Consider the following 26,419-nt stretch of genomic DNA (forward strand, 5'->3'; position numbering starts at 1 on the left):
ACTTCCTTCCAAATACACCTACGCATCTACCTTCCAGGCTTTAGCTCTGAAATCACCTTTGATGTATCATTTGCAAGTCTTTCAGTCCAACCGGTTGATACTGCCTTTTCAATGCTTACAGGTGTTTGAGCAATAGATGTGGTCATATCTGAGAATCCACCAAACAGGGAATCGAACACACCATTGAGAGAAAACATTAAGGTTATGCATGCAGCAGCAACGTAATATATCAATACTTCCGGGGCAACCCTCTTTCTTTTCACAGCCTTATGCTGCTTAACATCCCGGTTTATCAGCTTCATTACATTATCTGTAAACTCTAAAGATACTTGATTGCTTTCATCCGTCATATGGAAGCCTTCAATAATTTGAATATACCTTTCGTTGCACTCATCACAATTCAGAAGGTGTTCTTCTATTTCTGCCTCTTGAACTTCATCAACACATGCCTTGCTGTAGAGAAGCAGTTCTTCTTCGCTATAGTGGTTCATATTTTTCAACCTCCTCCCATTGCTTCCTTATCGCTTGTTTTGCTCTATAAAGTCTGGACTCTACGGTCTTAATGCTTATGCCATCTTCCTTGGATATTTCATTATAGGACTTTGACTGGATATAAAACTTTACCAATACTGTGCTGTATATTTCAGGAAGTTTATTACACAGCTCCAACACTCTTTTTGCATTTTCCTTTTTTATAAGCTGTTCGTGAATGCTGTTATCATCAGTGCTTATCTCAGAAATATCTTCAAGATAAACTAACTTCCCCTCATTTTCCAGCTTCATTTTCCTTTTCCAGTCAATTGCCTTATTGGTTGCAATCTTTCCAATCCATGACTTAAAACCTTTATTTTCGTACCGGGATAGAGAGCGATATACCTGTATAAAAGTTTCCTGTGCTAAATTTTCTGCTTCCTGCCTGTGCCCTGTTATATTGAAACAAATCACATATACCAGTCCTTGATACTTTTCGACTATGCTCCTGAAAGAATCGCTATCGCCCTTAAGAGCTCGCTTTACCAGCAGTTCATCTGCGTCCATCGCTCCCCTCCTTTCCCATTCATTAATATAGACGATAAAAATCCGATAACCCCTGCAAAATTTTTTCTATTATAAAAAATTTTTATTCACAAACCAATAATTTAAATATTATAATATAATTGAATTACTCATTGGACACAGATTTTGTCTGATAAAGGAGGGGGATTGTCATAGAAATACTTTTTTTGATTTTTGTATTAGCATTTTTATTTTTTGTTTTATATCATGTTGTAAGAGCAGCAATTGATGATACAGAAATGGCAAAAGACATTAAATTTATCAGAAATGCTTTGGACAATAACTTTGCAAGTTCAAATAATGAAGAAGAAGAGCTTGAACTCGAAGATAATTTTCAACTACTCAATGTTGCATATGATATTTGTCCTGCCTGCAAAGAAAAGATTTCACCCCAGGACGTTGAATGTCCCCATTGCCGCATTACATTAAGCAACAACAAAGACATATAAAATCATTAAAATACAAAAACAAGGAGTTATATTTATTCTCTCCTTGTTTCTTAATTGCACCTTATTTAAGTGTTTTGCTATTCCAATATTTCTTCTTCAATCTGTTCATCTTGCAGATAAAATGTCGTCTGATCCTTACCTTCAGTAGTTTTCGAAGTTTCAACATCTCCACCATCTATAGATTCTGATGTAGTTTTATCTCCGCCCTCAATAACTTCCGAAGTATTTACACCCTCATCCTCTTGAAATACATCAACTTCACTTCCGCTGTTTTCTTCATTTATAGTGTCCTTGCTATCTTTATCACTGCTTTTAGTTTTATCCCCACTTTTCTGTTCTTCCTCAGCTTTGCCCTTTGAACTGCCATTATCTATCGTACCTGAAGGTGCCACTTCCTTGCTGATAAGTGGAGCACTTCTTGGAAATGCACTGTCAAACTTAAAATTGCCTTTAAATTCCTTTGCAGTTTTGCCATCAATCTTAAACTTAACTTTACTAATCTCCTTAAGTTCAGTTAGAGAATTAACAATAGAGTAAATTGTAAGCTGTTCTGCAGCCTTTCCTCCCGGATGCTTTTCTTTAAACTCTTTCGACAAATCAACGGTAGCTACCTCACCGTCTATTTTTACAGTAGAACGCAGCTTTGTTTCAGCAGGAATTGTAGCTTTTAGTCCTGAACTCTTTGGTCCACTTATTAACTCTTTTACAATTAGCGAAGCAATTTCATTAACAGTTTTCTTTGCCTCACTTACAGGTATATATCGTACTTCAAGCTTAAGTTTAGTACCTTCCTCATTTGCAAAGTACAGGTAAATCGGCACTTTATTTGCGATCTGCTGGGCCTCAGCTTCGCTTAGGGCTATGCTGCTGACAGGACTAACCTCGTCATTAAACCCTAACTTTTGTAGCGCAGAACAACCTGCAAGCATTGATATTATCATAATGCATGTAAGAATAATACAGAACTGCCTTTGCATTAACCGGCCACCTCACAATAAATTCTTTATACGATATTTTTATGCCGATAATACTTGCAGTATTCTATTTTGCAGTAAAATTTCGTACTTCCCTTGCTTGTTTAAAGCTCTCTTAGGAAAGCTATCCCTTAATAAGTTGAGTCCACAAGTGTAGAACCAGTACCTTCTCCTACTATTTCAACTGTTGAACTTGTACCAAGTCTGGTGCAACCAGCCTTCGCAAATACTGCAGCCTGTTCAAAGTTTTTTATTCCGCCAGATGCTTTTAGCCCTACTCTATCACTCACACAATTTTTCATTATGCTGATATCATTTAGGTCTGCACCTCTTCCATTAAACCCTGTTGAGGTCTTTACAAAGTCAGCACCACACTTATCTGAAATCTTACTGGCTACAGCCTTCAATTCATCAGTCAATAGTGCTGTTTCCAATATAACCTTAACAATTACACCTTTAGAATGTGCTACATTAACTACACTCCTGATATCATTTTCTACATAGTCAAATTCTCCTGAAAGAAGTTTTCCTATGTTTATAACCATATCCAACTCACTTGCCCCATTTTCGATGGCTTCCTGGGCCTCTGCCACCTTGCACATTGTAGTAGTAGAACCGTGTGGAAACCCTATAACCGTACTAACTTTAACCTTAGAGTCCTTCAACAACTTGTCTGCAAGAATCACGTGACTCGGCTTTACACAAACCGATGCAACACCATACTTCAAAGCAATTGCACATTCCCTCTCAAGGTCACTGTCTGTAGCGTCAGGTTTTAAAACCGCATGGTCAATCAATGATGCTATAGTCTTTTTATCCAAAGCTTATCTTCCTTTCCGGTAAATAAAGTGATTAATACCTTACTAAGTTATCTAACACCTCTTGGTGATATAAAAACAGAACTTCCACTATTTTCTTTTGCTCAAGTGTTGTCTGGTTCAAGTAGTCACGCAAAAAAAGTGGAAGTAATCCTTAACGATTATTTATTTTTTAATCAAAACTCTGACTATCTCTCTAACTTCTTCATCTACAACACTATAGCAAATCTCAAGCCCACTTCTGGTTCCTTCAATAATTCCGGCGGATTTAAGCTTCGCCAGATGTTGAGATACTGTAGATTGGGGAAGTCCCAAGCACTCCTGTATTGTGGTCACATTGCATTTGTTATCTATCAATCCCTTGACAATACACAATCGCTGTGGATGTGCCAGAGCTTTTAATTTTTCAGCCTTCAATTCATAGATCTTCAAATCTTCCATGGCATAACTTCCCTCCGCATCAATATCTATGGAATGCGTGAAATATTGCTACTTCCGCTCTTATATCCCGGTCCTTTAAATGAATAGGCTCATATCCGATTCTTCTGCCGATCCAAGAAAGGTCGCAACTCCTCCGATTTTTACACCATCAATAAGTTCTTCCTTCTTTATTCCCATAACATCCATGGACATATTACATGCAACAAGGTTTACGCCATTGGCTACCGCCAATTCTATAAGTTCTTCCAAAGATGATACATTCTTGTCTTTCATTATGTGCCTTATCATCTTAGCTCCCATACCTCCCATATTCATCTTGGAAAGTGTAAGTTTCTTTGACCCTCTAGGCATCATAAATCCAAACATTTTGGCAAATAAATCTTTTTTCACACTTACTTTATCATGCTTCCTCAAAATATTCAATCCCCAGAAGGTAAAGAACATTGTGACCTTTCTGCCCATCGAAGCCGCTCCATTAGCTATGATAAAAGATGCTATTGCCTTATCGAGGTCATTACTGAATACTACCATAGTCTTATCATTTTTTCTTTCAACGGCTGCAGTACTTTCCTTTTCTTTTTCCTTCTTGATATAGGCGTTAAAGGCTGAATTTTCAAAACCAAAACTTAAAAGTTTGTTACCGGTTCTCTCACACCACGACTTAACATCTTCACCAAATGCAGGATCCGTTGCTTTGATATGCAATACCTCTCCATAATTCATAGATTTAATGCTATTGCTTATCTGCATTATAGGACCTGGACATTGTAGACCGCAAGCATCAACCTGAACGTCTGCATCAGCTTTACAATCACTTCCACAGCAATCAGCAGGTTTGATCTCATCAGCCTTTGTTATCTTGTCATACTCGTATATATCCTCATTTGACTGTTTTTGAACAGCGAGCTGATATGTTTTATAGCCTCCGCTCAAATTTCTGACTCTAAAGCCTTTTTGTTTCAAGATCCTATAAGCCACATATCCTCTTAAACCAACCTGACAGAAGATGAGTATTTCCTTATCCTTAGGCAATTCATTCAGGCGGGTTCTCAAATCATCCACCGGAATATTGACAGCACCTTCAATAGTTCCAAGGCTAAATTCCATTTCAGATCTCACGTCAACAAGCAATGCCTTTGAACTGTCTAATGAGCTTACTTCATCCCAATGGAATATCTCGCTGTCCCCTTTTAATATGTTTGAAGCTGTAAAACCTGCGATATTTACAGGATCTTTTGCAGAAGAATATGGTGGTGCATAAGCAAGTTCCAATTTCTCCAGATCATAAACTGTCATACCTGCTCGAATCGCCGTTGCTATAACATCAATTCTCTTATCAACGCCTTCATAGCCTATTATTTGTGCGCCTAATACCTTGCCGTTTTTCTTGTCAAAAACAAGTTTGATTGACATAGGTATGGCTCCTGGATAATATCCTGCATGAGAAGCCGAATGAGTAAATGACTTTTCATATTCCATATTGTTTCTTTGCAAAATCTTCTCATTATTGCCTGTTAGCGCAACCGTAATATCAAACACTTTTACAATCGAGGTTCCCTGAGTTCCCTCATATTTTTCCTCAATTCCGCAGATATTGTTGGCAGCAATTCTTCCCTGCTTGTTTGCAGGCCCCGCAAGTGGAATAAGTGCAGGACTACCGCTTATATAATCCTTTACCTCTATAGCATCACCAACAGCATAAATATCAGGGTTTGAAGTAAGCATATTTTCGTCAACTAAAATTCCGCCTGTTTTACCTAGTTTAAGTCCTGCCTCTACCGCAAGTTTTGATTCCGGTTTGACCCCTATTCCCATTATTACCATATCAGCCTTAAGAGACCTTCCACTGCTCAGTTCTACAACCGTACCTGTATTTGTATGAGTTAGAGCTTTAACACCATCCTTAAGATATAGCTCTACATCTTTTGTCTTCATGTGTTGATGAACAATAGCAGCCATATCGTAGTCAAGAGGCCCAATTACATGGTCTGCAAGTTCGACAACTGTTACCTTAACACCCCTTGCATGTAAATTTTCTGCAACTTCAAGACCGATAAACCCTGCTCCTACCACAACAGCTCTTTTCGGCTTCATCAAATCAACATAATCCTTTATCCTATAAGTGTCTGGAATATTTCTTAGAGTAAATACTCTCGTTGAATCAATACCCGGAAGAGGCGGCTTAACCGGCTCTGCTCCCGGAGACAGTATCAATTTATCATAGGTCTCTGTATAAATCTTATCCTCTGCACGGTTGTATACTTCAACAGTTTTTTTATCCGGTATTACCTTGGTAACTTCACTATTAATCCTTACATCTATATTGAACCTTTCCTTCATCTTTTCCGGTGTTTGAACAACAAGTTTATCCTTTTCCCTGATTACCTCACCTATATAATAAGGAAGCCCACAGTTGGCAAATGAAATGAATTCGCCCTTCTCAAAAAGTATGATTTCAGCATCTTCATTTAACCTTCTCAAACGTGCAGCAGCGCTGGCACCTCCTGCTACTCCTCCAACAATAACTACTTTAAATGACATATTGTTACCCCCTTTGCATACTATAAATCGTTCTATTGTTATATCCTTATATTATAATTTTACGATATACTTTTCCATTTGTCAATCCTTTAACAAACTTTTGGTGTATTTTTTGTAATCCAAAGCTATAAGTTACCCGATATATATATAATAGAAGGGGATGAGTATTTATGAATAATAAAAAACTGTTGGGCGACTTGTTGGTAGAAGTAGGTCTTTTGGGACCTGATGACCTTAAGGCTGCTCTTGATATCCAGAAAAGAACAGGAAAAAAACTCGGAGATATACTTGTCCAAGAAAAGTTTGTTACCCAGGATGATATTATACAGGTTTTAGAATTTCAGCTTGGTATACCCCACGTAAAGCTGGAGAAGTATAATATTGAGCCCTCAGCTTATCTTCAGATTCCGGAACATCTTGCAAGGAGGCATGCCTCAATACCTATCTCCAGCAAAAATGGAGTTTTGACTGTTGCTATGAGCGACCCTTTAAATATCATAGCCATTGATGATATAAAACTATTTTCAGGAATGGAAATTCAACCTGTTATAAGTATAAACTCTGACATTATGTCTGCTATTGACAGATGTTATACAACACAACAGGCAATGAATGCTGTTGAGGAGTTTAAAAAAGGACAGGCAGTGCAAAAAACTTCTCAGAATTCAAGAGACTTAAAAGACTTAAACAACATTACAGACGTAGATGGTGAAAATGTCAGTAATTCACCTGTGGTAAAGCTGGCAAATTCAATAATTGAGCAAGGTGTACGAGAAAAGGTAAGTGATATACATATCGAACCCTTTGAGAATGATATAAGAATAAGATATAGAAAAGATGGACATCTTTATGAAGCAATGAGAGCCGAAATAGGAATTCTCCCCGCTCTTAGTACGAGAATAAAAATTATCAGCGGTCTTAATATAACTGAGAAGCGGCTTCCACAGGACGGTCGAATAACCCTTCAAATTGATGGAAGAGAGGTCGACCTTAGAGTGGCTGTTTCCCCTACCATATTTGGAGAACAAATTGTAATAAGAATTGCAGACCAAAATGCTTTTATACTCCCAAAAGAAAAACTTGGATTTTCTGAAGAGGATAAAAACAAATTCAGCAAAATGCTTTTAAATCCTCATGGAATTATTTTGGTAACAGGTCCAACAGGAAGTGGTAAAACCACAACCCTATACAGTGCCTTAAACGAAATAAACAAACCCAGCATAAAAATAATAACAATTGAAGATCCTGTTGAATCAACAATTTCAGGGGTTAACCATATACAGGCAAACGTCAAGGCCGGTCTTACCTTTGCAGTTGGACTGCGTTCAATATTAAGGTTAGATCCGGACGTTATAATGATTGGAGAGATAAGAGACAGTGAAACGGCAGAAATCGCTGTAAGAGCAGCAATTACAGGTCACCTTGTTTTGAGTACCCTTCATACCAATGATGCTCCAAGTACCATTATAAGGTTGATAGATATGGGTATACAGCCTTTCTTAGTTGCATCATCTGTAGTAGGAGTAATATCGCAGAGACTTATAAAACAAATATGTCCCAACTGTACTACAGATTACCCTGCCAATAAGGATGAACTTGAAATTTTAGGAATGGAACCCAACCAAAACGTAAAACTGTACAGAGGCAGAGGCTGCGCAATGTGCGGGGGATCTGGCTACAGAGGTAGATTGGGAGTCTACGAAATAATGGTAATGACCTCCCATCACAAGGAGGCTATATCTAAAAACTGCACCGAAGGAGAACTAAGGCAGATTTCAGTTGAACACGGAATGAAAACCCTCAGAGATAATGCCAAGAAATTTGTTTTATCAGGAAAAACAACCCTTGAAGAAATGATTAGAATTTCTTACTCTAACGATTAGGAATATTGAAATGAAAATAACTAATAGAAACAGGGATGATGCAGAATGATCAAACTGGAAATATTCCAACTACTCGAAGGCATGATAACAGCAGAACCCATAAAATGCCCAAATACGGGAAGCATATTGCTAAATAGCGGTTCAAAGCTAACAACAGCAATAATTGAATCTCTTAAATCACGTAAAATTCAAATAGTCTCTATTACAGATCAATATACGTTATTTGTCGATCCTGTTGATACTATGACAAAAGAACTTGGAAGACTCCTTGAAGATGGGATATTAAAAATGGCTCCAGATATACCTGAAGCAAATAAATCAGATAAGATGGTAAGTGTATCAAAGTTGGCCAGAAAAATAGCAAAGAGAATTATTGAGAACAGAAATATTGTACAGTATTGTGTTGTAATGAAACTTTTAGATGATTGTTTTCTTTTTAAACATGCAGTAAACACATGTATTATTTCCCTTCTCGTTGCAGGCGCCATGGATATGGTTGAAGCAACTGTTGAACAGGTCGGGACAGGAGCCCTCTTGCATGACATAGGACTTTGTGAAATGCCTTTGGTTATAAACACCAAGCAGCGAAATAGTCAGCAGGAATCTCTATGGCGTGAGCACCCCACATATGGCTATTATTTTGCTAAGGAAATCGGTCTATCCGAAGAGGTTGCAGAAATTATTCTCAATCACCATGAAAATTGGAGCGGAAATGGCTATCCAAAAGGTCTATCTTCTCAAGACATTCCTATAGGAGCACGAATTGTATCAATATGCGAAAATTACGATCGTTTGCTTTATCATGAAGGCTATCCCCATTATAAGGCACTCGAATATCTTCTTGATGAACGAAATAAAATTTTTGACGGACACATAGTCCAAGTCTTTACGAATAGTCTGGCTGTATACCCATTAGGATCTATGGTACGTCTTTCAACCGGCGAGGTTGGAGTTGTTGTAAATGTCCGTAAAAATCTTGGCCCCCGCCCTGTTGTAAGAATCTACTATAACAGAGTAAATAGGCCTCTGACAACTCCGTATGACTTAGATTTGGATATAAAAAGGAATATATTAATCGATAAAGTCCTATAGTTTACAATAAAACTATCAGATCTTTAACTCCTCTCGATTTTAAAGTTGGTTAAGAAAGCTTATATTCAGGCATAGTGGGAGCATCCTTCTTCAGGGTGCTCCCACTGCCACATCCAGAGCTCCTAGACCATAAATTGAAAAATAATCAAAAATTATATTTCACCCCCTACTTAAAATAATGGTATTTTACGAAATCTATAATGTAAGAATGCCTTCATGCGTTCTTACATACACTTTTATCAACAAATGAGATTTCTTGGTACATCATTTAAATTTAAATGGAAGGAGGATTTATAGGAGCCACTTATATAAATTTAACTTTATAATGATGTACATTAGAATTTTATTAATTTTTATTAGGAGGAGAGTTATTGTGAACAAAAAAGTACTTGCGTTTTTATTGAGTTTTCAATTAGTTTCAAGCTCAGCATTAGTCAGTGTTCTTCCTGTTAGTGCTGCTCAAGCTTCTGTTGATGTTAGCATTGATACTGAAATGGAAAGAACTTCAATTAGCCCTTATATTTATGGTGTAAACCAGGATCTTACGGGCCAAACAATTACAGCTAGAAGATTTGGCGGCAATAGAACAACAGCATACAACTGGGAAAACAATGCTTCAAATGCAGGAAGTGACTGGATACATTCAAGCGACAACTACATTCCGGAGTATTATGGTATACCTAAGGCTGATTCAGATAAACCAGGTGAAGTAGCATCAGTTTTCCATGATCAATCTTTAGCCCAAAATGTGCCTTATACATTAATGACACTTCAAGCAGCAGGTTATGTTTCAGCAGATAAGGACGGAGAAGTAAAGGAAGCAGATAAAGCACCATCAGCAAGATGGAAGGAAGTAAAATTTGCAAAAAATGCGCCATTCTCGCTTACCCCCGACGTAACTGATGATTATGTTTATATGGATGAATATGTTAACTTTTTAGTAGATAAATATGGCAGTTCTTCAACAGCAACAGGAATAAAAGGGTATTCTGTAGATAATGAACCCGCTTTATGGGCTCATACTCATGCAAGAATTCACCCGGATCCCGTTGGATGTGCTGAATTAATCGATAGAACTTCAGAGCTTTCTAAAGCAGTTAAAAATGTGGACCCGACTGCTGAAATATTTGGACCTGCATTATATGGTTTTGGTGCTTATCTTACATTACAGAGTGCGCCAGACTGGGTTGGCGGATTAAAAGATAGCTACAATTGGTTTGTTGATTACTATCTCGAACAAATGAAGGCAAAATCCGATGAAGAAGGAAAGAGATTGCTGGATGTATTTGATGTTCACTACTATTCTGAGGCAAGAGGTGGCGGCAGCAGGGTTAATTTTGGCGAAGACATTACCAACACTGCTTGTAACAAAGCTCGTCTTCAAGCTCCAAGAACTTTGTGGCAGGAATCGTTTAAGGAAGACAGCTGGATAGGTAATGAGACCAGTTTTGATAAATTCCGTCCGATTATTCCAAAGATTCAGGAATCTATAGATAAATATTATCCAGGAACAAAACTTGCTATAACTGAGTACGATTTTGGTGGAGGAAACCATATTACAGGTGGAATAGCTGAAGCTGATACGTTAGGTATATTTGGTAAGTATGGAGTGTACTTATCTACATACTGGGGTAGCGGTGACAAAGATTATATTGTTTCCGGTATGAACCTCTATACAAACTATGATGGTAAAGGTTCAAAATATGGTGATACAAACGTTAAATGTGCCGTATCAAACGATGAAGTTGCTTCCGCATATTCCTCAATAGTTGGAACCGATGACGGAAAGCTACACATTATTTTACTTAATAAGAACTATGACACTAGCACAACTTTCAATCTTTCAATCAACAGCAGTACGCAATATAAATCAGGTACTGCATGGGGTTTTGACAGGGTTAGTTCCGATATTACCGAAAAACAGGCCATAACAGAAATCACTGACAATAAATTTACTTATACTCTTCCTGCATTAAGCGCTTACCATATAGTGCTTGACACTGAGAGTATTATCGATCCTACTATAAAAGTCGGTGATATATATAAAGACGGAAAAGTTAATGCCTTAGATTTTGCTTTTCTTAGAAGATATTTGTTAGGATTTGACAAGACTATTGACAAAGCCGCAGACACAAACGCAGATGGAAAAATAAATTCAATAGATTTTTCAATATTAAGAAGTTATATACTTAGACAAATAAATCAACTTCCATATATTGCCGCAGCAGAAAATAAAGAGCCTATTGCAGAGTTTACTGCTTCAAAATTGGATGCAGTTACTGATGAAGATATAAGTTTTGACGCTTCTACATCTTCTGATCCTGATGGAAATATTTCTTACTATGCATGGGATTTTGGTGATGGAACAGAAGGCAGCGGAATTACAACAAAACATAAATATGCTAAAGCAGGAAAATACACTGCAAAACTGATTGTCTCAGATGATATGGGTGCTAGTAGTACTGCTGTTACCAAAGATATATCAATTACATCAGCTACCGGCGACAATTCTGATTTTGGATTTGAAACTACAACTGAGGGATTTGCAGCATCAGGCGAAAAAGGAACAACCGGAGAGTTATCTGTAACCACAGAAAAAGCTTTTAAAGGTAATGGTTGTCTTAAACTTGATGTAAATGCAGCAGATGGTGGAATGGTACAAATTTATTTAGATGGTGAAAGCATTGAGGCTGGTTCAAAAGTAACCTTTAGGGTTTGGATACCTTCTGATGCACCATTGGCAGAAATCCAGGGTTATGTTATGCCACACAGTCCATCATGGGATGTAGCTAATTGGAATGCAGCTTGGAATTCATATGAATACATGAAAAAAGGTGCCTGGAATGAGATGTCATTAACATTACCAGAAGACACTGATATGTCATTATCACAACAAATGGGTGTACAGTTTAAAACTATTGGTACTGGAGAGTTTTCTGTATATATTGATGCTATTGATTGGTAATTGCGGATTGTACTATCCAACTTAAAATGTTCGCTTTTTTGCATACTTATAAATCATAGTATCTCACTAAACAGACAAAGAAGCTCTACAAGGTTTAAATAATAAAACTTGTAGAGCTTTTTGTTTGAGAAATTTTGTTTGAGAAATTTCCTAAAGCATTTTATCATGTGACTGCAATCCGAGAAGCTTAATTTAATATGCCAAACTACATTTCGTCATATCTCCAGTTAAAGTATTGATTACAAAATGCCAGTTACTTCTACCATAAGCATCAGCATTTGTTTTACCTCCATCACATACAACAGAAGGAAAATTAGCAGATGTTGATAAATACCTAAAATTATAGTCTTGAGGAGGTCCCTTTTCAAATAATTTCTTTCCGTTCAGCGCAAACCCCAATAACCTTTCGTTTTGCTTATTTGAGGTTATAACCAAAACCAGTTCATGTTCAATATAAAATTGAGCACTAACCAAATTGTCACATTGAACATTAACTACTTCATCTTTTGATTGCCAACTAACTGATCCGGTTACTTTATCAACTGTAAAAATTTTATTTCCATCAAACGAGAAGTAATATATCTGATCTTGTGAATAGTTTTTACCCACTTCAACAAATATGTATTTCTTTTGCATCTCCAAACAAGCAAAATACATATTTTCCACATTGACCTTAATATCTTTTCCGTTATTAGACCAGCACACACACTTATTATCTTTGTCCCAAAAGAAATTATCAACCATCCTTTTATCACATCCCTAGTATAATTTTAGACTTAGGAATGCCGAAAATATCTTCGGCTATTCCTTAGTTAATTGAACGCACAGAAACAACCTCTATGTAATCCATTTTATCAACACCTCGATCAAGCAAAAGTTGAATTTGGTTTCCTCCTCCAGGCAAATATTTATCTGCATTCAAGTCGATTTGCGGACCGACAGGACCTGTCGCAACAGGTATTTCCACTCCATCTTTAACCCTATATTCAACCACTTTGCCACAATCAGTCTTCCAGTTTGACTTTACTGCCAGTTGATTTCTAACATAATCAACTCCAGTTATATTATCAGGTGTAGCAAAATTTCCCGGGCTGGTAACAGGTTGAGCATTATCTAATGCCATCTCAAATGTATCTCCCGATTTGAGAGTCGTTTTATTTGGCGTAAACCCTTCAGGCCAAGGTGATTCACCTTTTACCAAAGCAATATAAGAATCGGAAGCATCTGTAGCCGATGCATATTTACCCCCAGCAGCATCAACAAACTCCTTATATGTTTTTGGTGATCCTTCTTTTACGGCCGCTTCAACTGCATCAGCCGCCGCAGATGTATTAATTTTCAGGTTGTCAAAATCAGATGGCTTGATTCCCAAATCATCAAGTTTGTTAATCATGTCAGGAGATATGCCATTATTAATTGCTTTGGCAGCATCGTCTCCATACTTGGTTATAAGCTCGCTTGCCTCTTCTAAGGCTTCATTTCCTCCGCGTTTTGCAATATTCTCCACTACATCATCAGCAACGCCGGTGCCTTTAAGTCCATCTATCAATTCATCAGCATGTTTCAAGCCCTCTTCGCCGTTCATCCTCACTATAGCTTCAGCAACTTCATCTCCATGTTTGGCCTGGAATTCAACGACCTCATCCATTTTGCCCAAAAGTCCCTTAAATAGAGCCTTTATTCCAGGTACAATCTTTTCAATTATCTTAAAGACACCCATAGTTGCCAGATTTAAAAACAGGTCGAGAGCCAAGTCCCTTGCATATTCGTAATTTCCGGTCTGCCAATACATTATGAGGTCGTTCAGTGTCATAAGCACTGAAATTACACTTACAATATACAACGAGAAGTATATTACCATTAATATAGGATTGGTTGCAGCTATGAAAGCCATTGCAATCGTAACCACATCAATTATGGCAAACACTAATGATGCCAGGCCAATAAGTGTAACTAAAACGGTTTCAGCAGTTGAACCTCCTGCCGTTCCTCCGCTTATCATATAACCTGCTGCACCTGTTTCGGGATCTAAAACAATATATCCTGTTCCCTGCCATTTGTAATAATTCATTTCCTCTTGTGGAATAATGACTATTTTGCCGCCGTTAACTGCATTTAAAAAATCTGTCTTAACGGTAGATGATACCTTAATCTCATCCAATTTGTCAATATTGTCCTTAGCTATGCTGTATATCGGAATACCACGTGAATTTGCTTCAGAAATCATCTTAATTGTTGAAACCGACGGCACTTTAAATACCTGTTCGTGTATAACGTGCTCCATTGCCGAACCGATTACTCCGGAGTTCGTCATATATCCGATTTCATTTTCATTATTACCTTCAAGACTTGTAACTCCAAAAACATCATGATCGACATCTATGTAGAATGAACCGCCGTCAATCTCTACAGGAGCACCAAACATATATTTCACTTTAGGCTGATAACCTGTTATTGCCTCACTTACCTGCCGAACAGCACTTACATCCATAACATTTTCTATTATTGAATTTATCCCGTCTAATTGAGCAAAATATGCTTTACCTACACTGTTTAATATTTCACCCATAACTTCATCGGTATAAATACTTTCTTCAGTAGCTGTATCTTGGATCTTTGAAACCTTGTCCTTAATTGATTGCAGTTCATCTACATCAATTTTACCATAATCAAAGGAAATACAATATATACCACCGGCTGTTACTGTATTGGTTACTTTTTCAGCAGTACTTCCTGCATGTCCCATGGATATTGTAAATTCCTGCCTGTTACCGAAACCAACTGCACTACCTTCTGCAACAACTTTCCCATCTACCTTGACCTGAGGCTTTAACTCAATCATGTATGCAGGTGTTTCATATAATCCGCCATAACTTTTAATTATCTTTTTGTCTTCCTCAGTAGCCGGTGCCCATGAAAGTGTTACTCTCTTCCCGTATAATTCGATAGCTTTAAACTCCGCATTAAACTGATTTCTATCAGAAAAATTTAAACTATACGGATCATTACCCCTTATGGAAAAGCCTATCTTTTCGCAATCAGCGTTACTTATCGTATTTGTCTTCGAAAGTGTTGTTAAAACTTTGTTCGGCAAAGAAAGCGGCAGCATTCCAAGTGTCTGGGAAACTATTTTTTTACCTCCCGTCAACTCGGCTGCATCAGCATTTTCTAGTTTATTGTCCTTAACATACTGCTCAATTTTCTCTGTTATACCGTCTAAATATGTACTTACGCTTTCAACATTTACATCAGTAATCGCATCTCCATCGCTGGATTCGCTACCGTCAATTTTAAAGTTCTCAAGAATCTGTTCTTCTGTAAATCCTGTTATTTCCTGTATATTCAATCCTTCTTCATCAGTATACTGCTTAAAACTCGCATCTAAAGGAACCCATATCTTATTTCCTCTTCCAATACCGACTCTGTTATGGCTTGAATACGGCACATAGGCCTCAACCCAAACATGTTCTGTACGTACTGCTACAATTTCACCTGCCGAAACAAGTGATGCCGTCGGATTCCCGAGCATACCCAATACTTTAACGGAAGCTTCAGGAGTTTTTGCCCCTGTCCAATCCATCACTTCTTCTATAGGTACTTCAACAGTACCCTTTACATACCTTGCCGGTATGCCTTTATATCTTAACATTGCAATCAGCAGTGATGCCTGGTCAAAATCATTACCTGTCAACTGGCTAAACGTGCCTACAGCACCTTTTCTTGAGCCGTAGTAGGGTTCAAAATCAATATTGTTGCGTACATACTCGTACACTTTCACCGGTGTATCCAATGAATCCGCAAGTTCTTTAGCTTTCTGATCAAGTGTTGTCTCCGGTGTCTCCGCAAGATCTTCCTTCACTGGAGTTTCCGGTAATGAAGACGAAACGGTATCTTTACCCGTACTCATATATGAAGTACTTGACTCATTGCCTAAAACGGGTTCTACGGGGTCCATACTTACATTATTGTGCGGCAGTGATTTTCCAAGTGTCTGCTCCGGTTGTTCGCCTATAAGCTGCTCGTAAATCTGATCAACCTTTATTTTCAGATCTTCAATACTTCCGTTAACATATATCTCATCTGCTTCTTCAAATAACTTCCCAAAAGCACTTAGTTTGTCTTTCAATTCAGCTTCAAATTTAATTTGTCTTGTTTTCGCTGCAGTTGCTTTTAGCTCATCAATCTTCTTTCCGTTTTCAGCAAGTTCCTTTGAAACATCATCAGTAAAAGTTTTTAAAGCACTCTCTGCAGTTTTCAAATCTTTTTCGAACTGTTTCAAATCCCCTTTCTCAAGGGATTCTCTTAAACTAATTATATAAGTACTGAGTTTTTCAGCAAAAAGCCCTAAATTTGTAGTTGTTTCCGGTTCCTCATATTGTATAGTTTTCTCCTGAGTCTGTACACTGTCAAGTACAGACTCCAAAGCTGAAACTTGTTGTAAAGGCAGTCCAAAAGTAAGTGCAAAAGCTACCAGGACCAATATTGAAATGATTTTTGTTGATCTATTAAACTCCATAAAAATACCTCCCATTATCATCATTAATCATCTTCTAGTTCTCCATGCCCATCATCAGCGTATAAGAACTTCATGGCCGCTGTTGTCAAAAGTTACTTCATGGCCTCTTGCTGCTTCCTCAACCTGACCGAAGAACCAGTCTGTAACTTTTATATCCTTAAAGGTAGGAGTATCTACTTCCAACGGTCCTCTAAATAGCATTTTATTTACTATTGTAACTGTTTCGGAACGCTTAATTTTCAGTTCAGGTCTGAAACTGCCGTCTTCATAACCTGAAACCAGCTTGAACCTCTGTATTTCCTCTATATAATTCTGTGCCCAATGTCCTTTTATGTCATTATAATTTTCTTCAAAGGGATCTACATTCCTCAGTCCAAGGTACTTGGCTGTAACTGTTGCCAGTTCTGCCCTGGAAATGCTCTCTTCAGGACGGAAGGTATTATCTCCATATCCTTTGAATATACCGGCCTTTGATACAGCTTCTATATATGCCTTTGCCCAGTGTGCTTTACCAACATCGGAATATAACGTGGAATCACTTTCCAAAAGTTCGAGTTCCATTATTTTTGCAAATATTGTGGCAGCCTCTGCCCTTGTAAGGTCATTGTCAGGACCAAATAAATTTCCGGGATAACCTTTGATATATGCCTTATGATTTATGCTGCCGTATTTTGCAGTACGGAGCATAACTTTTATTGTTGAGCTGTCGTCCTCAGTATTCACTAATCCGAGGGCCCCAATTATCTTAGCTGTACTTGATATAATAGTCTCCGCTTTTGACAATTTTCCTACCTGTACCTTGAATACTTTCTCACCAGAGTTTTTCCCCATAAAACCCGGAATCTCCCATGAGATGATCTTTCCTTCAACTTTACCGTCTCCGGCATCGGATAATGTCAAACCTTCCGGTATCTCAGCGGTTATTTTAAAAGACCCTGTTCCGGTTTCAAGCACATTTCTATACTTAACGGTAAATTTTATTTCTTCTTGTTCCGTATAAACCGCCTTGTCGGCTAATATTGATACAGCTAAGTCAACAGGACCTGCTGCAGGGATATCATATGTAGGAATTACAACTTTGCTTGGTGTTGGCGTAGCCGGCACAGGTATCGGACTCTCAACCTTAAATCCTGTACTGCCTAAAGTCACCACACATCCATCAGGTAACTCTGCCTGAAAAGATACAAGGTAATTTCCTGCTTTAATACCTGATTTACTCCATGTAATCAAATCGGATAGTGTGTCGGAAAGTCCTAGAAATACCGTATCTTCAATAGTATCAAGCACATTACCGGTAAGAGGTTCTGAAATAATCACTTTTCTTTTAACCGTTTTTATTTCTGCGTTTCCAGTATTACTAATGCTACGGCTTAACACAACACTTCCGTCAGGTTTTATTATTTTTGGTGACGCCTCAATTTTACCGATAATTCCAAGTCTTGTTCCGTCTGAAGGTAAAATTTCAAAATTTGCAAAGCTGCTGCAAACAGCCACTTCACGATATACTGCTTCATACACGGCTGATGTCACGGTATAGTTACCGGGCTCAGTATCCTCTACGCTCCAGTTTTTACTGACTCTTGCGATATTGCCAGGTAAAAGTTCCACTAATAATGTTTCACCGCTCCATATTGAATTGCCTTCGGAATCTTTTATTCTGGTTTCTACATATAAATCGGACATAACCGCATTGTTACTTTTATTTTTTACAGTTTCCAATATATTGACCATCTCGTCGGCATAATATGAAGTCTTATCCGAACTTACAGTATTTTTAACTTCACCGTCAGGACTAACTTTAAATTCGGCATAAGACGAATACTCGTTTTCCTTATTTGTCCATGTAATTTTTACTTTATATTTTCCGGAAACTGTTTTTCCTGTATTCCATGAATAGCTCAAATCCCTGGTTTCATTCGCCAACCAGTGCATTTCAATATTATCACCAAGTATTTTAACAAGCTTTCCGTCAGAGTCTATAATCTCAACTTTACCTGTAAAATCTGCCTCTGAACTTGTTATATTTTTTGAAGATGCTGTAATGGCAACATTAGTGTCAGGCAAATACTGCTCCTTATCTGTAGAAACAACTGTACGGATAACAGGGGCAACCTCATCTGTAACAACATCTATATTAAAGCTGTAAGTTGCATATTTTACACCATTGTCATCTATTGCATCAAGCTTATAGGTGTACATACCTTTTTCAGTCCCTAAAGGTGCCTTAAGGCTTACTTGAAACGGTACTACAGTATCTGTCTTACCGGAATAGGACTTAGGCTCAGTATTGATTAACCAACTCTCAAATCCAACAGAAGGAACCAGCTTGAGGTCATTAATATCCGGAGCCATTAAACTTGCTGTTACTGCTGTAACCACATCATTTGCCATATTTGCCGAATTGGTATCATATAGCTTGCCCCCGGTCAAACCGGCCCAATAACTCCAGTATTCTTTGTATGCTCCGTTAGTTTGGCATGCAATAAGTTCAATTTTGTTAGCAGCCATTTGTGCCAAAACAGTCTGCAGGTCAAGGTCATCTTCGGTATTTATTTTAACGTCCCGGCCTACATCTATTCCTGTATTATAAGTTCCTGTTTTACCTGGAACTCCTTCATTAAGATTATTGTCATGAGGCAAATTGTCACCAAAGTTTACAAAAATCTTTTTAGCTCCGCTTCTCCAACCAATATTTGTGTCGGCATAACTTTCAAAAAGAACTCTTGTGTAAGATTCAGGTCCGTCATTACCGTTACCCAACTTTAATGAGTTGATTGAATCGGATACCGAAGCCATACTTTCTGTCATTGAACAATTGAGTTTATACGGATAATCGCCTCCGGAACCATAGGAACCATACAAATAATCCATATAGGAAACAACTCCATAATTTATATCTACACCCAGTTTGTTTAATTCAGTCATGATTGTTTTAGCTTTAGTCTTGGCAGTGCTTAATATTCCTCCCATACTTCCTGTTAGATCGAATGCAAACACAACATCTGCCTTTGGAGGCATTTCAGGTATAACAACGTTAAGAACCCCCGATGCTTCCTCTCCTGGCATAAGCGTATAGTCAAATGATTGTGAATCTGCTAGGGGCAATACTTTGAAACAATTCTGCCCTTCTGCAATTTTTTTTATTCCATCAAATACAGAAGTCTTTATAACATATTCACCTTCAGTGGAAACATCAGGATCAAAGGATATTGCACCTACTACAGGCATTGAATCCGTCAAATCAAATTTGACTGTCTTCGTAGAATATTTTATTACAGTGTCTCCACTATAAACTGCTGTACACACATCAACCAGCTTATCAATATTTGAGCTGTTCTCGACTGAAATTTCAGCATTAACCTTTACCGCTTTATCTACACGTGTAAAATGAGGATTTAAAGCCACTACAACATTTTCTGCATTAAAACCTGCATTAATTGTGAAAGACTTTTTATATCTTGCCATTACCCGGCCACTTGAGTTATCTTTAATAATTGCCTCAACCGTATATTCTCCCGGAAGATTGTTTACAGTATTCCAAGATGGTTCACCGTTTGAAGATACTGAGACTTTCGTACCGTCAGGTTTATTGATAAAAACAAATGTTTTGGACTCAATATTGTCGGTTTTAGAATCAACATCAATATCAAATGCCTCATAAGGATTATAACTGTATGACTCAGTTTTAATTCCATCAACAGTACCATAAAGCTTTATATCATTTATTTGTGCAATCGGAAGCATTTTTCTCTCTTTTAATGCTTTAGCTGCAAGCATTGTTATATAACTATCTTCATACCAGCTTCCATTCTCATTCTGAAGACTGATAATAGTGTCCTCAAGCAGCTTTACCGGCTCAACTCCAACAGTAAGCAATACCGCTCTGTATGCCAGCAAAGTATCCTCAATACTGTTCTCATCAATACCCCATGTACTATCCTTACCCTGTTTGGACATAAGAAACTCTCCGGCTTTCAGCATAGAAGCTTCAAGACTTGCAGAAGTAAGTCCGGTAACACTATTGAATTCATTAAGCAAAATTGCCACCTCAGCAGTAAGAGCTGTACTTCCATAACTGTCGGTAGTAAATGACCAACTTCCGTCAGACTTTTGTTTCTGAAGCAAGTAGTCAACACCGCTTTTTATTGAATTTATGTCTGAATTTTCTCTGATTAGCGTAGAGAGAACTTCAATAGTATCCAACACATCACTTTCATAATAGTCGGTTATACCCCAACCACCATTCGTCTTTTGCGCAGTAACAAGAGAATTAATAACTTCTTTGCGGTATTCTCCTTCGAAAACTCCTGCCAATAATGCAGCGAGATAATTACTGTTTTTTTCTTCATTAAGTCCTCGCAAAAAAGCATAGGCTTTGTTTATAACCTCTTCAGAAAGACCTTCCTGCCTAAAATACTCGCTGATTTTTGAGGTGTAAAACAAATCTTCCGTATAATAGTTGCCCTTCCATGCACCGTCAACACCCTGACTTTTCGAAAGCCAACTATTTGCTTTACTTATTGAATCAATCATTTGGACTGGTTCAGCTGCCATAATATTCGGAACAGCTGAAAACAGCATGAGAAAAGATAGTACGACAGACAATAGCTTTCTGCCATGCTTGAGTTGTTTCGACATTATTAAATTACCCCCCTAATATTTTATTTACTATTTACTAGTAAACTTCTTTTTGGAATGATGAAAATATAACTTGGGCTACTATTTTAACTTATGGAATTGTTTGTTTTAGAGAGACAACTTGAAAGAATACTAAGACGTATTTCATCTATTCCTTATTTACTTATATTTTTTCACTTTTCCCGATTATGGTCAACCTCTAAAATTATTTCTAAATGCCCTTGAGCAACTTTAAAAGGAAAAGCACTCATTTATTTGCCTATTTTTACACATTTAAAAAATTTTTATAAGCTCACTTACTCTAGTCGCTTGCCTTTTTATTGTATAAAAAGCATTTCGAGGAAGAAATTTTTGTAAAGCAAACTATCCAACGCCATACTCACGTCTAAAAATAAAAGTGAATTATGTTACCTATACGCTTTTGAATGGAAATTACTTAATAAAGAAATTTATAGAATTAAGAATTGTTTCGAATGAAAAGAGCTATTTATTCAGTGTATTAAGATAGGTAAGGAGTTCAAAAAGAGAGGATTCCTACTATGAAGTATAGTTAAAGCACTTCTTGAGTTGCAAAATTGCATATATAGAGGAATCCACCTCTCGCCCACACCAAATTTATGAGGATGTAGAACTGTTCTTATAATATTTCTCGTTATTGTTTAATTTTCTGACTTCTGATATACTCAATAGCTCTTTTCCCAGCCAATGCTCCCTGACCTACAGATATGGAAATTTGCTTGAAACCGCCTGTACAATCCCCAGCAGCGAACATCCCATCTAAATTCGTTTGTTGGTCTTTATCTACAAGTATTGAATTACCATCAACCATTATGCCAAGTTTCCTTGCAAAATCCAAGCTTGATGGACTATCATATGCTACAAACAAACCATCTAGATCCTCACTGGTTCCATCCTTAAAAAAGATCTTTTGCAGGTACTCGGATCCTTCCAGCTTTTCAATCTCTTTTTTATTTACTTCAAATTGCTTTAAATCATCGATATATTTATCCGACAATGCCAATTCCTTGCCATTTGTAAAAATCGTAATATCTTTTGTATAAGACTGAAGCTCAATAGCCTCATGAATTACATAATCGTTGAAGCCTAAAACACCAACCTTCAAATTATTGTAAAAATACCCGTCACAGGTTGTGCAGTAGCTTACACCATTTCCTTCAAACTTTTCAAGGTTTTCCATCTTCACCTTTTTTACCGGCTGACCTGTAGCCAAAATCAGCGCTTTTGAAGTATAGCGGCCATCTGGAGTAACAACTTCAAAGAAGTCATTCTTTTCAACTGCTATAACCTCATTGTTTATTATTTCTGCGCCTAGCCTAAGAGCTTGATTTTCGCCATTTTTCAAGAGGTCTTCACCTCTTATTACCTCGGCAAAACCATAGTAGTTTTCAATTTTCTCAGCTTTTCTAAGTGCACTGTCATTCTTTCCGATGATCAGCGTCTTTAAGTTTGATCTTACTGTATATAGTGACGCTGAAATCCCCGCCGGGCCCTTGCCGATTATTATAACATCATACATATGAATTCTACCCCTCATTTAGCTTTTTACTTATTGTATATTTTGTATTAATTTTTTTCAATAAGTATTATTATTATTTTCACTATTCCTTCAATTTATTGTATGCGTCCATTAGTGTATTCTCATCTATTGCGCCTTCGTAATAGGTATATATATTTCCATCTTTATTGATTACATATGTGGTTGGTATACTATAAATACTATACTTATCAGCCACACTTCCTGTTTTATCTAAAAGTACTTTCATAGTATAACCTTTTTCGCTAATAAATTGTCTTACTACATCCTCTGTTTCTCCTCTTGCACCGCCTGTTGTCAAATTAACCGCCAGTAATACTGCATCAGCATTTTTTTCAAAAATTTTATTCGCCTCATTAAATTCAGGCAATTCAGATCGACATGGCGGACACCACGTTGCCCAAAAATTCAAGAAGACAATCTTACCCTTATAGTCTGACAGCTTTACATTATTTCCGGCAAGATCCGTAAGCTCAAAATCATATGCCGGTTTTAAGCTGCTATTATTGGCTTTATTCTGTCCACCATCAGAAACATTGCTGCCCGGATTGTTATTTGGCTCATTCTTGCTGTAGACCAAATAAGCGCCCCCTAATAGAACCACAAGCACTACTGACCACAAAACGGTTTTAAGTAAATTTTTCTCATTCATAAATCCCATCCTCTCTATATAATACACTTAGAATTTTAAATGAAATTAAATACTAATGCAGCACCCGCAGCCATTAATAAAATTCCCGAAATAATACTTATTATTCTGCTGTGCTTTTGGATAACTCTGAAAGCCCCCTTTATGTTTTCAAAAACAATTGCCGAAATAATAAACGGTATTCCTAAACCTATAGAATAAACAAACAGCAAAAGCATTCCCTCCATAAGTGTTTTCGAATTACTCGCCATAGCAAACAGAGATGCCAAAAATGCGCTTACACAAGGTGTCCAGCCAAATGCAAAGACTATTCCAAATACTATGGATTTTATAAAATTCAACCTTTTAAACTTGTAGTCAAATCTTTTCTCTTTATTTAATATCGACAATTTTATAAGTCCAATAAAGTTCAACCCAAAAATAAACACAACTACACCGCTTATGATTTTCAGCACATCTCTATGGCTTTTTAGAAATGCCCCCAAAGATGTTGCTGTTGCACCAAACAAAACAAATACTATCGTAAATCCTGCGACAAACCCGATGGAATTTACGATTAAAGTACTTTTTTTAAGCTTATGTTCAGCACTATCCTCATCAGCTGCCCCTGCCAGATAAAAAAAGTATATAGGCAGCATAGGAAGTATACATGGCGAAACAAAAGTCATTATACCTTCAACAAAACTCAATAAATAATTGGAATATAACACAAAAAACCACCTTCCCACAAATTATATTTACCACTTATTTTAGATACAAAAACATTTTTATACCCCAACCAGGTATTATACCCCCTAAAGGTATTATACAATTAATAATTGCCTCCGTCAATTAGCTTATTAACCATTTTCTTTATATTCCTAGTTTAACCAATTCATAAGTACAGGTAACATTCTCAAAGCACTGAGAATATTATATAAATAGCAAAAAGCATCATCTGCCTAAGGCTTTGGAGGCATTACTTTATGTCTAATCAAATAAGGTTTTATAATAAAAGTAATATGTTATTCTTCATTCTTATCTTTCTTTTACTTTTTTATGACAGCAGGCCAATAGGAATAAATAGATATGTAAAAGAAAAAAATGACAGTTCCCTATTATTCTTTATGCTCGTTTATCTAGAGTTATTTTACTTTTGATTTTTACATTCTGTCACATTTATCTAACTTATTCATATTATATTATCAAAATTATATCGAAGGAGGTATCTTTATGAATTTCCCAGGCGATCTATTCAATGGAGACAGTGATGAAGTTCTTTTTTTCATTTTAGTATTTCTGTTTTTATTTAATGGAAGCCGTTCAGAAGAAGCCTGTATAAACAAATCGGAGGGAAATGACAAGGGCATTCTACTATTCTTTATAATTTTATTTGCCCTGCTTTTTTTAAGTAATGATTGTGTTTAAAACATACAACAGATAAATATGAGTTCTATTCTATAGACTCAGATAATATATATTAAGTAGGGAAATACCTAAAAATACATAGACTTGTCTAATTTACATTCGTTTTTTCAGCAGTAGGGCATAGGCGTAGACTAAGAGGTAAAAGTATTAACCTTAAAGAAGTTTATATACTTTGCAACGGCTACAGTTTTTATATTCAGGATGTGAACACTATCCTTTATCACCAGAGTAAATATAGCAATAATTTGAAAGGATTGATATTATGAGCGATTCAGGAAATAAAAAATTTGGAGAGTTAATAGGCGATAAAATGCTTCAGATGAAGCTCAATGCCGCTATGGATATGCTAAAAAAGGGTAATGTAGATGACCTTGCAAAAAAAATAAACAAGATGGATAAAAACGATTTAATCGATAAAATAGACGAAATAGATGAATCCAAATTGAATGATTTAAATCTGAATATAGACAAAGACGATATGAAAAAACTAATCGGCCAGGTTGATCTAAACAATCTGTCTCAGCTATTAGGTGACCGCGGAGATGAGTTGGTGGATAAGTTTAAAAAAATGCTTGAAAGCAATAAATAAACACTGATACACCATTGGAGGTGACAAATTAGTGAATGATGACGAACTCAATGCGAAGTTTAAGCAAATAGCTCAAATGCTTGGAAAAGATAATGTTAATGTACCTGATAACCTTGGAAGTATAATATCTATGTTGGCAAATTCTGCGCCTAAAGAACAAGCTGCACCAAAGACAGAAGATCTCCACTCTCCAGTTGAACACAAGGAAATAAAGGAAGAGTCGTCACCCAAAAACCCCCTCGATGACAATATGGAGATGATGCGAAAAGTAACAACTATGATGAGCAGCATGAGAAATGTCAACGACCCAAGGGTTAATTTACTTACTGCAATAAGTCCTTTTTTAAACAATACAAGGCAAAAAAAAATAGGCAACTGTATTAAACTTTTCCAAATGACGCAGCTAACGAGAATGATGACAGAAATGGAAAAGAACAATTAGGAGGTCAAGCATGAATTATAGAAGAGTACCTAGGTTTAGGAGATATCCTCACATAAAGCCGGATACAAGTAAAGTGCAGGACAATATGGTTAATATTGAGAACATTGAAAAAGAACTTAGCAAAGACGAGATAGAAAATATTCCTATGCCAAATGAAAACTCCTCACCTGATGATCCGGAAGCTGTCAGGAATAACAAACCTAAGTTTATTGATAATTTCATCAGAAATATTCATGCTGACGACATAATCCTTTTAGGATTGATATTTATATTGATACAGGAAAAGCTTGAAGATGAGTTTCTAATAATAGTGCTGATATATCTTTTAGTTGCTGGCAGAGATTTTTAAACTTAGCAGCAACATACAAAATTGAATTTCCAGTATTAGGCCTGATTCCGAATTT

Annotated in this window: 20 protein-coding genes; 8 read left to right on the plus strand and 12 right to left on the minus strand. The window is 36.9% G+C overall.

Annotated elements, in window-relative coordinates:
* Positions 1-26: 26 nt before the first annotated feature.
* Both ACECE_RS0205935 and ACECE_RS0205940 read right to left on the minus strand, forming a co-directional pair.
* On the minus strand, positions 27-491 hold the full coding sequence (locus ACECE_RS0205935) for an anti-sigma factor (RefSeq protein ID WP_010245403.1): 465 nt from the start codon (positions 489-491) through the stop codon (positions 27-29).
* Complete coding sequence (locus ACECE_RS0205940; protein ID WP_010245406.1) at positions 478-1,038, minus strand: RNA polymerase sigma factor; 561 nt, start codon at positions 1,036-1,038, stop codon at positions 478-480. Before ACECE_RS0205940 ends, ACECE_RS0205935 begins: the two co-directional genes overlap by 14 nt.
* Before the next feature lie 185 nt (positions 1,039-1,223).
* Here ACECE_RS0205940 and ACECE_RS0205945 point away from each other — a divergent pair, with 185 nt between their 5' ends.
* Positions 1,224-1,505, plus strand: a complete 282-nt coding sequence (locus ACECE_RS0205945) for a zinc ribbon domain-containing protein (RefSeq protein ID WP_010245408.1) — start codon at positions 1,224-1,226, stop codon at positions 1,503-1,505.
* Between the two features lie 77 nt (positions 1,506-1,582).
* Here ACECE_RS0205945 and ACECE_RS0205950 read toward each other — a convergent pair whose 3' ends face one another.
* From ACECE_RS0205950 to ACECE_RS0205965, 4 genes are all read right to left on the minus strand, one after another.
* Positions 1,583-2,482, minus strand: coding sequence for a GerMN domain-containing protein (locus ACECE_RS0205950; protein ID WP_010245411.1), 900 nt, complete (start codon positions 2,480-2,482; stop codon positions 1,583-1,585).
* Positions 2,483-2,610: 128 nt separating this feature from the next.
* Positions 2,611-3,300: a deoxyribose-phosphate aldolase gene (gene deoC, locus ACECE_RS0205955; protein ID WP_010245414.1), complete on the minus strand. Its 690-nt coding sequence runs from the start codon at positions 3,298-3,300 to the stop codon at positions 2,611-2,613.
* Positions 3,301-3,462: 162 nt separating this feature from the next.
* Positions 3,463-3,738 carry an ArsR/SmtB family transcription factor gene (locus tag ACECE_RS0205960; RefSeq protein ID WP_010245417.1) on the minus strand — a complete coding sequence of 92 codons (276 nt, stop codon included), beginning with the start codon at positions 3,736-3,738 and terminating at the stop codon, positions 3,463-3,465.
* A 75-nt stretch (positions 3,739-3,813) separates the two neighbouring features.
* The gene (locus tag ACECE_RS0205965) at positions 3,814-6,279 is read right to left on the minus strand and encodes a CoA-disulfide reductase (RefSeq protein ID WP_010245420.1); all 2,466 of its coding nucleotides are present in this window, start codon (positions 6,277-6,279) and stop codon (positions 3,814-3,816) included.
* 170 nt (positions 6,280-6,449) lie between these two features.
* Between ACECE_RS0205965 and ACECE_RS0205970 the strand changes: the two genes are divergently transcribed.
* From ACECE_RS0205970 to ACECE_RS0205980, 3 genes are all read left to right on the plus strand, one after another.
* Positions 6,450-8,162, plus strand: a complete 1,713-nt coding sequence (locus tag ACECE_RS0205970; RefSeq protein ID WP_010245424.1) for a GspE/PulE family protein — start codon at positions 6,450-6,452, stop codon at positions 8,160-8,162.
* Between the two features lie 45 nt (positions 8,163-8,207).
* A complete protein-coding gene (locus tag ACECE_RS0205975; protein ID WP_010245433.1) occupies positions 8,208-9,254 on the plus strand; it encodes an HD-GYP domain-containing protein in 1,047 nt (348 codons plus the stop codon).
* Positions 9,255-9,582: 328 nt separating this feature from the next.
* Entirely contained in the window at positions 9,583-12,219 is a 2,637-nt protein-coding gene (locus tag ACECE_RS0205980) for a glycoside hydrolase family 44 protein (protein ID WP_051033531.1), read from the plus strand.
* Positions 12,220-12,411: 192 nt separating this feature from the next.
* Here the strand turns inward: ACECE_RS0205980 and ACECE_RS0205985 are convergent, their stop codons facing one another.
* From ACECE_RS0205985 to ACECE_RS0206010, 6 genes are all read right to left on the minus strand, one after another.
* Positions 12,412-12,963 (minus strand): hypothetical protein, encoded by a 552-nt coding sequence (locus ACECE_RS0205985; RefSeq protein ID WP_010245437.1) that lies wholly within the window; start codon positions 12,961-12,963, stop codon positions 12,412-12,414.
* A 64-nt stretch (positions 12,964-13,027) separates the two neighbouring features.
* Complete coding sequence (locus ACECE_RS0205990) at positions 13,028-16,735, minus strand: transglutaminase domain-containing protein (RefSeq protein ID WP_010245439.1); 3,708 nt, start codon at positions 16,733-16,735, stop codon at positions 13,028-13,030.
* A 54-nt stretch (positions 16,736-16,789) separates the two neighbouring features.
* Positions 16,790-21,373, minus strand: a complete 4,584-nt coding sequence (locus tag ACECE_RS0205995) for an S-layer homology domain-containing protein (RefSeq protein ID WP_010245441.1) — start codon at positions 21,371-21,373, stop codon at positions 16,790-16,792.
* A 652-nt stretch (positions 21,374-22,025) separates the two neighbouring features.
* The gene (locus tag ACECE_RS0206000; RefSeq protein WP_010245444.1) at positions 22,026-22,910 is read right to left on the minus strand and encodes an NAD(P)/FAD-dependent oxidoreductase; all 885 of its coding nucleotides are present in this window, start codon (positions 22,908-22,910) and stop codon (positions 22,026-22,028) included.
* An 82-nt stretch (positions 22,911-22,992) separates the two neighbouring features.
* Positions 22,993-23,580 carry a TlpA family protein disulfide reductase gene (locus tag ACECE_RS0206005; RefSeq protein ID WP_010245447.1) on the minus strand — a complete coding sequence of 196 codons (588 nt, stop codon included), beginning with the start codon at positions 23,578-23,580 and terminating at the stop codon, positions 22,993-22,995.
* 35 nt (positions 23,581-23,615) lie between these two features.
* Positions 23,616-24,287 carry a cytochrome c biogenesis CcdA family protein gene (locus ACECE_RS0206010; RefSeq protein ID WP_010245450.1) on the minus strand — a complete coding sequence of 224 codons (672 nt, stop codon included), beginning with the start codon at positions 24,285-24,287 and terminating at the stop codon, positions 23,616-23,618.
* A gap of 502 nt (positions 24,288-24,789) precedes the next feature.
* Between ACECE_RS0206010 and ACECE_RS0206025 the strand changes: the two genes are divergently transcribed.
* From ACECE_RS0206025 to ACECE_RS26750, 4 genes are all read left to right on the plus strand, one after another.
* Positions 24,790-24,984: a hypothetical protein gene (locus tag ACECE_RS0206025; RefSeq protein WP_010245453.1), complete on the plus strand. Its 195-nt coding sequence runs from the start codon at positions 24,790-24,792 to the stop codon at positions 24,982-24,984.
* Between the two features lie 262 nt (positions 24,985-25,246).
* The gene (locus ACECE_RS0206030) at positions 25,247-25,573 is read left to right on the plus strand and encodes a hypothetical protein (RefSeq protein ID WP_010245456.1); all 327 of its coding nucleotides are present in this window, start codon (positions 25,247-25,249) and stop codon (positions 25,571-25,573) included.
* A 31-nt stretch (positions 25,574-25,604) separates the two neighbouring features.
* Positions 25,605-26,015 (plus strand): hypothetical protein, encoded by a 411-nt coding sequence (locus ACECE_RS0206035; RefSeq protein WP_010245458.1) that lies wholly within the window; start codon positions 25,605-25,607, stop codon positions 26,013-26,015.
* A 10-nt stretch (positions 26,016-26,025) separates the two neighbouring features.
* Positions 26,026-26,364, plus strand: a complete 339-nt coding sequence (locus ACECE_RS26750; RefSeq protein ID WP_010245461.1) for a hypothetical protein — start codon at positions 26,026-26,028, stop codon at positions 26,362-26,364.
* The last annotated feature ends 55 nt before the right edge of the window (positions 26,365-26,419 follow it).

The organism is Acetivibrio cellulolyticus CD2 (assembly GCF_000179595.2).
GTDB lineage: Bacteria > Bacillota > Clostridia > Acetivibrionales > Acetivibrionaceae > Acetivibrio > Acetivibrio cellulolyticus.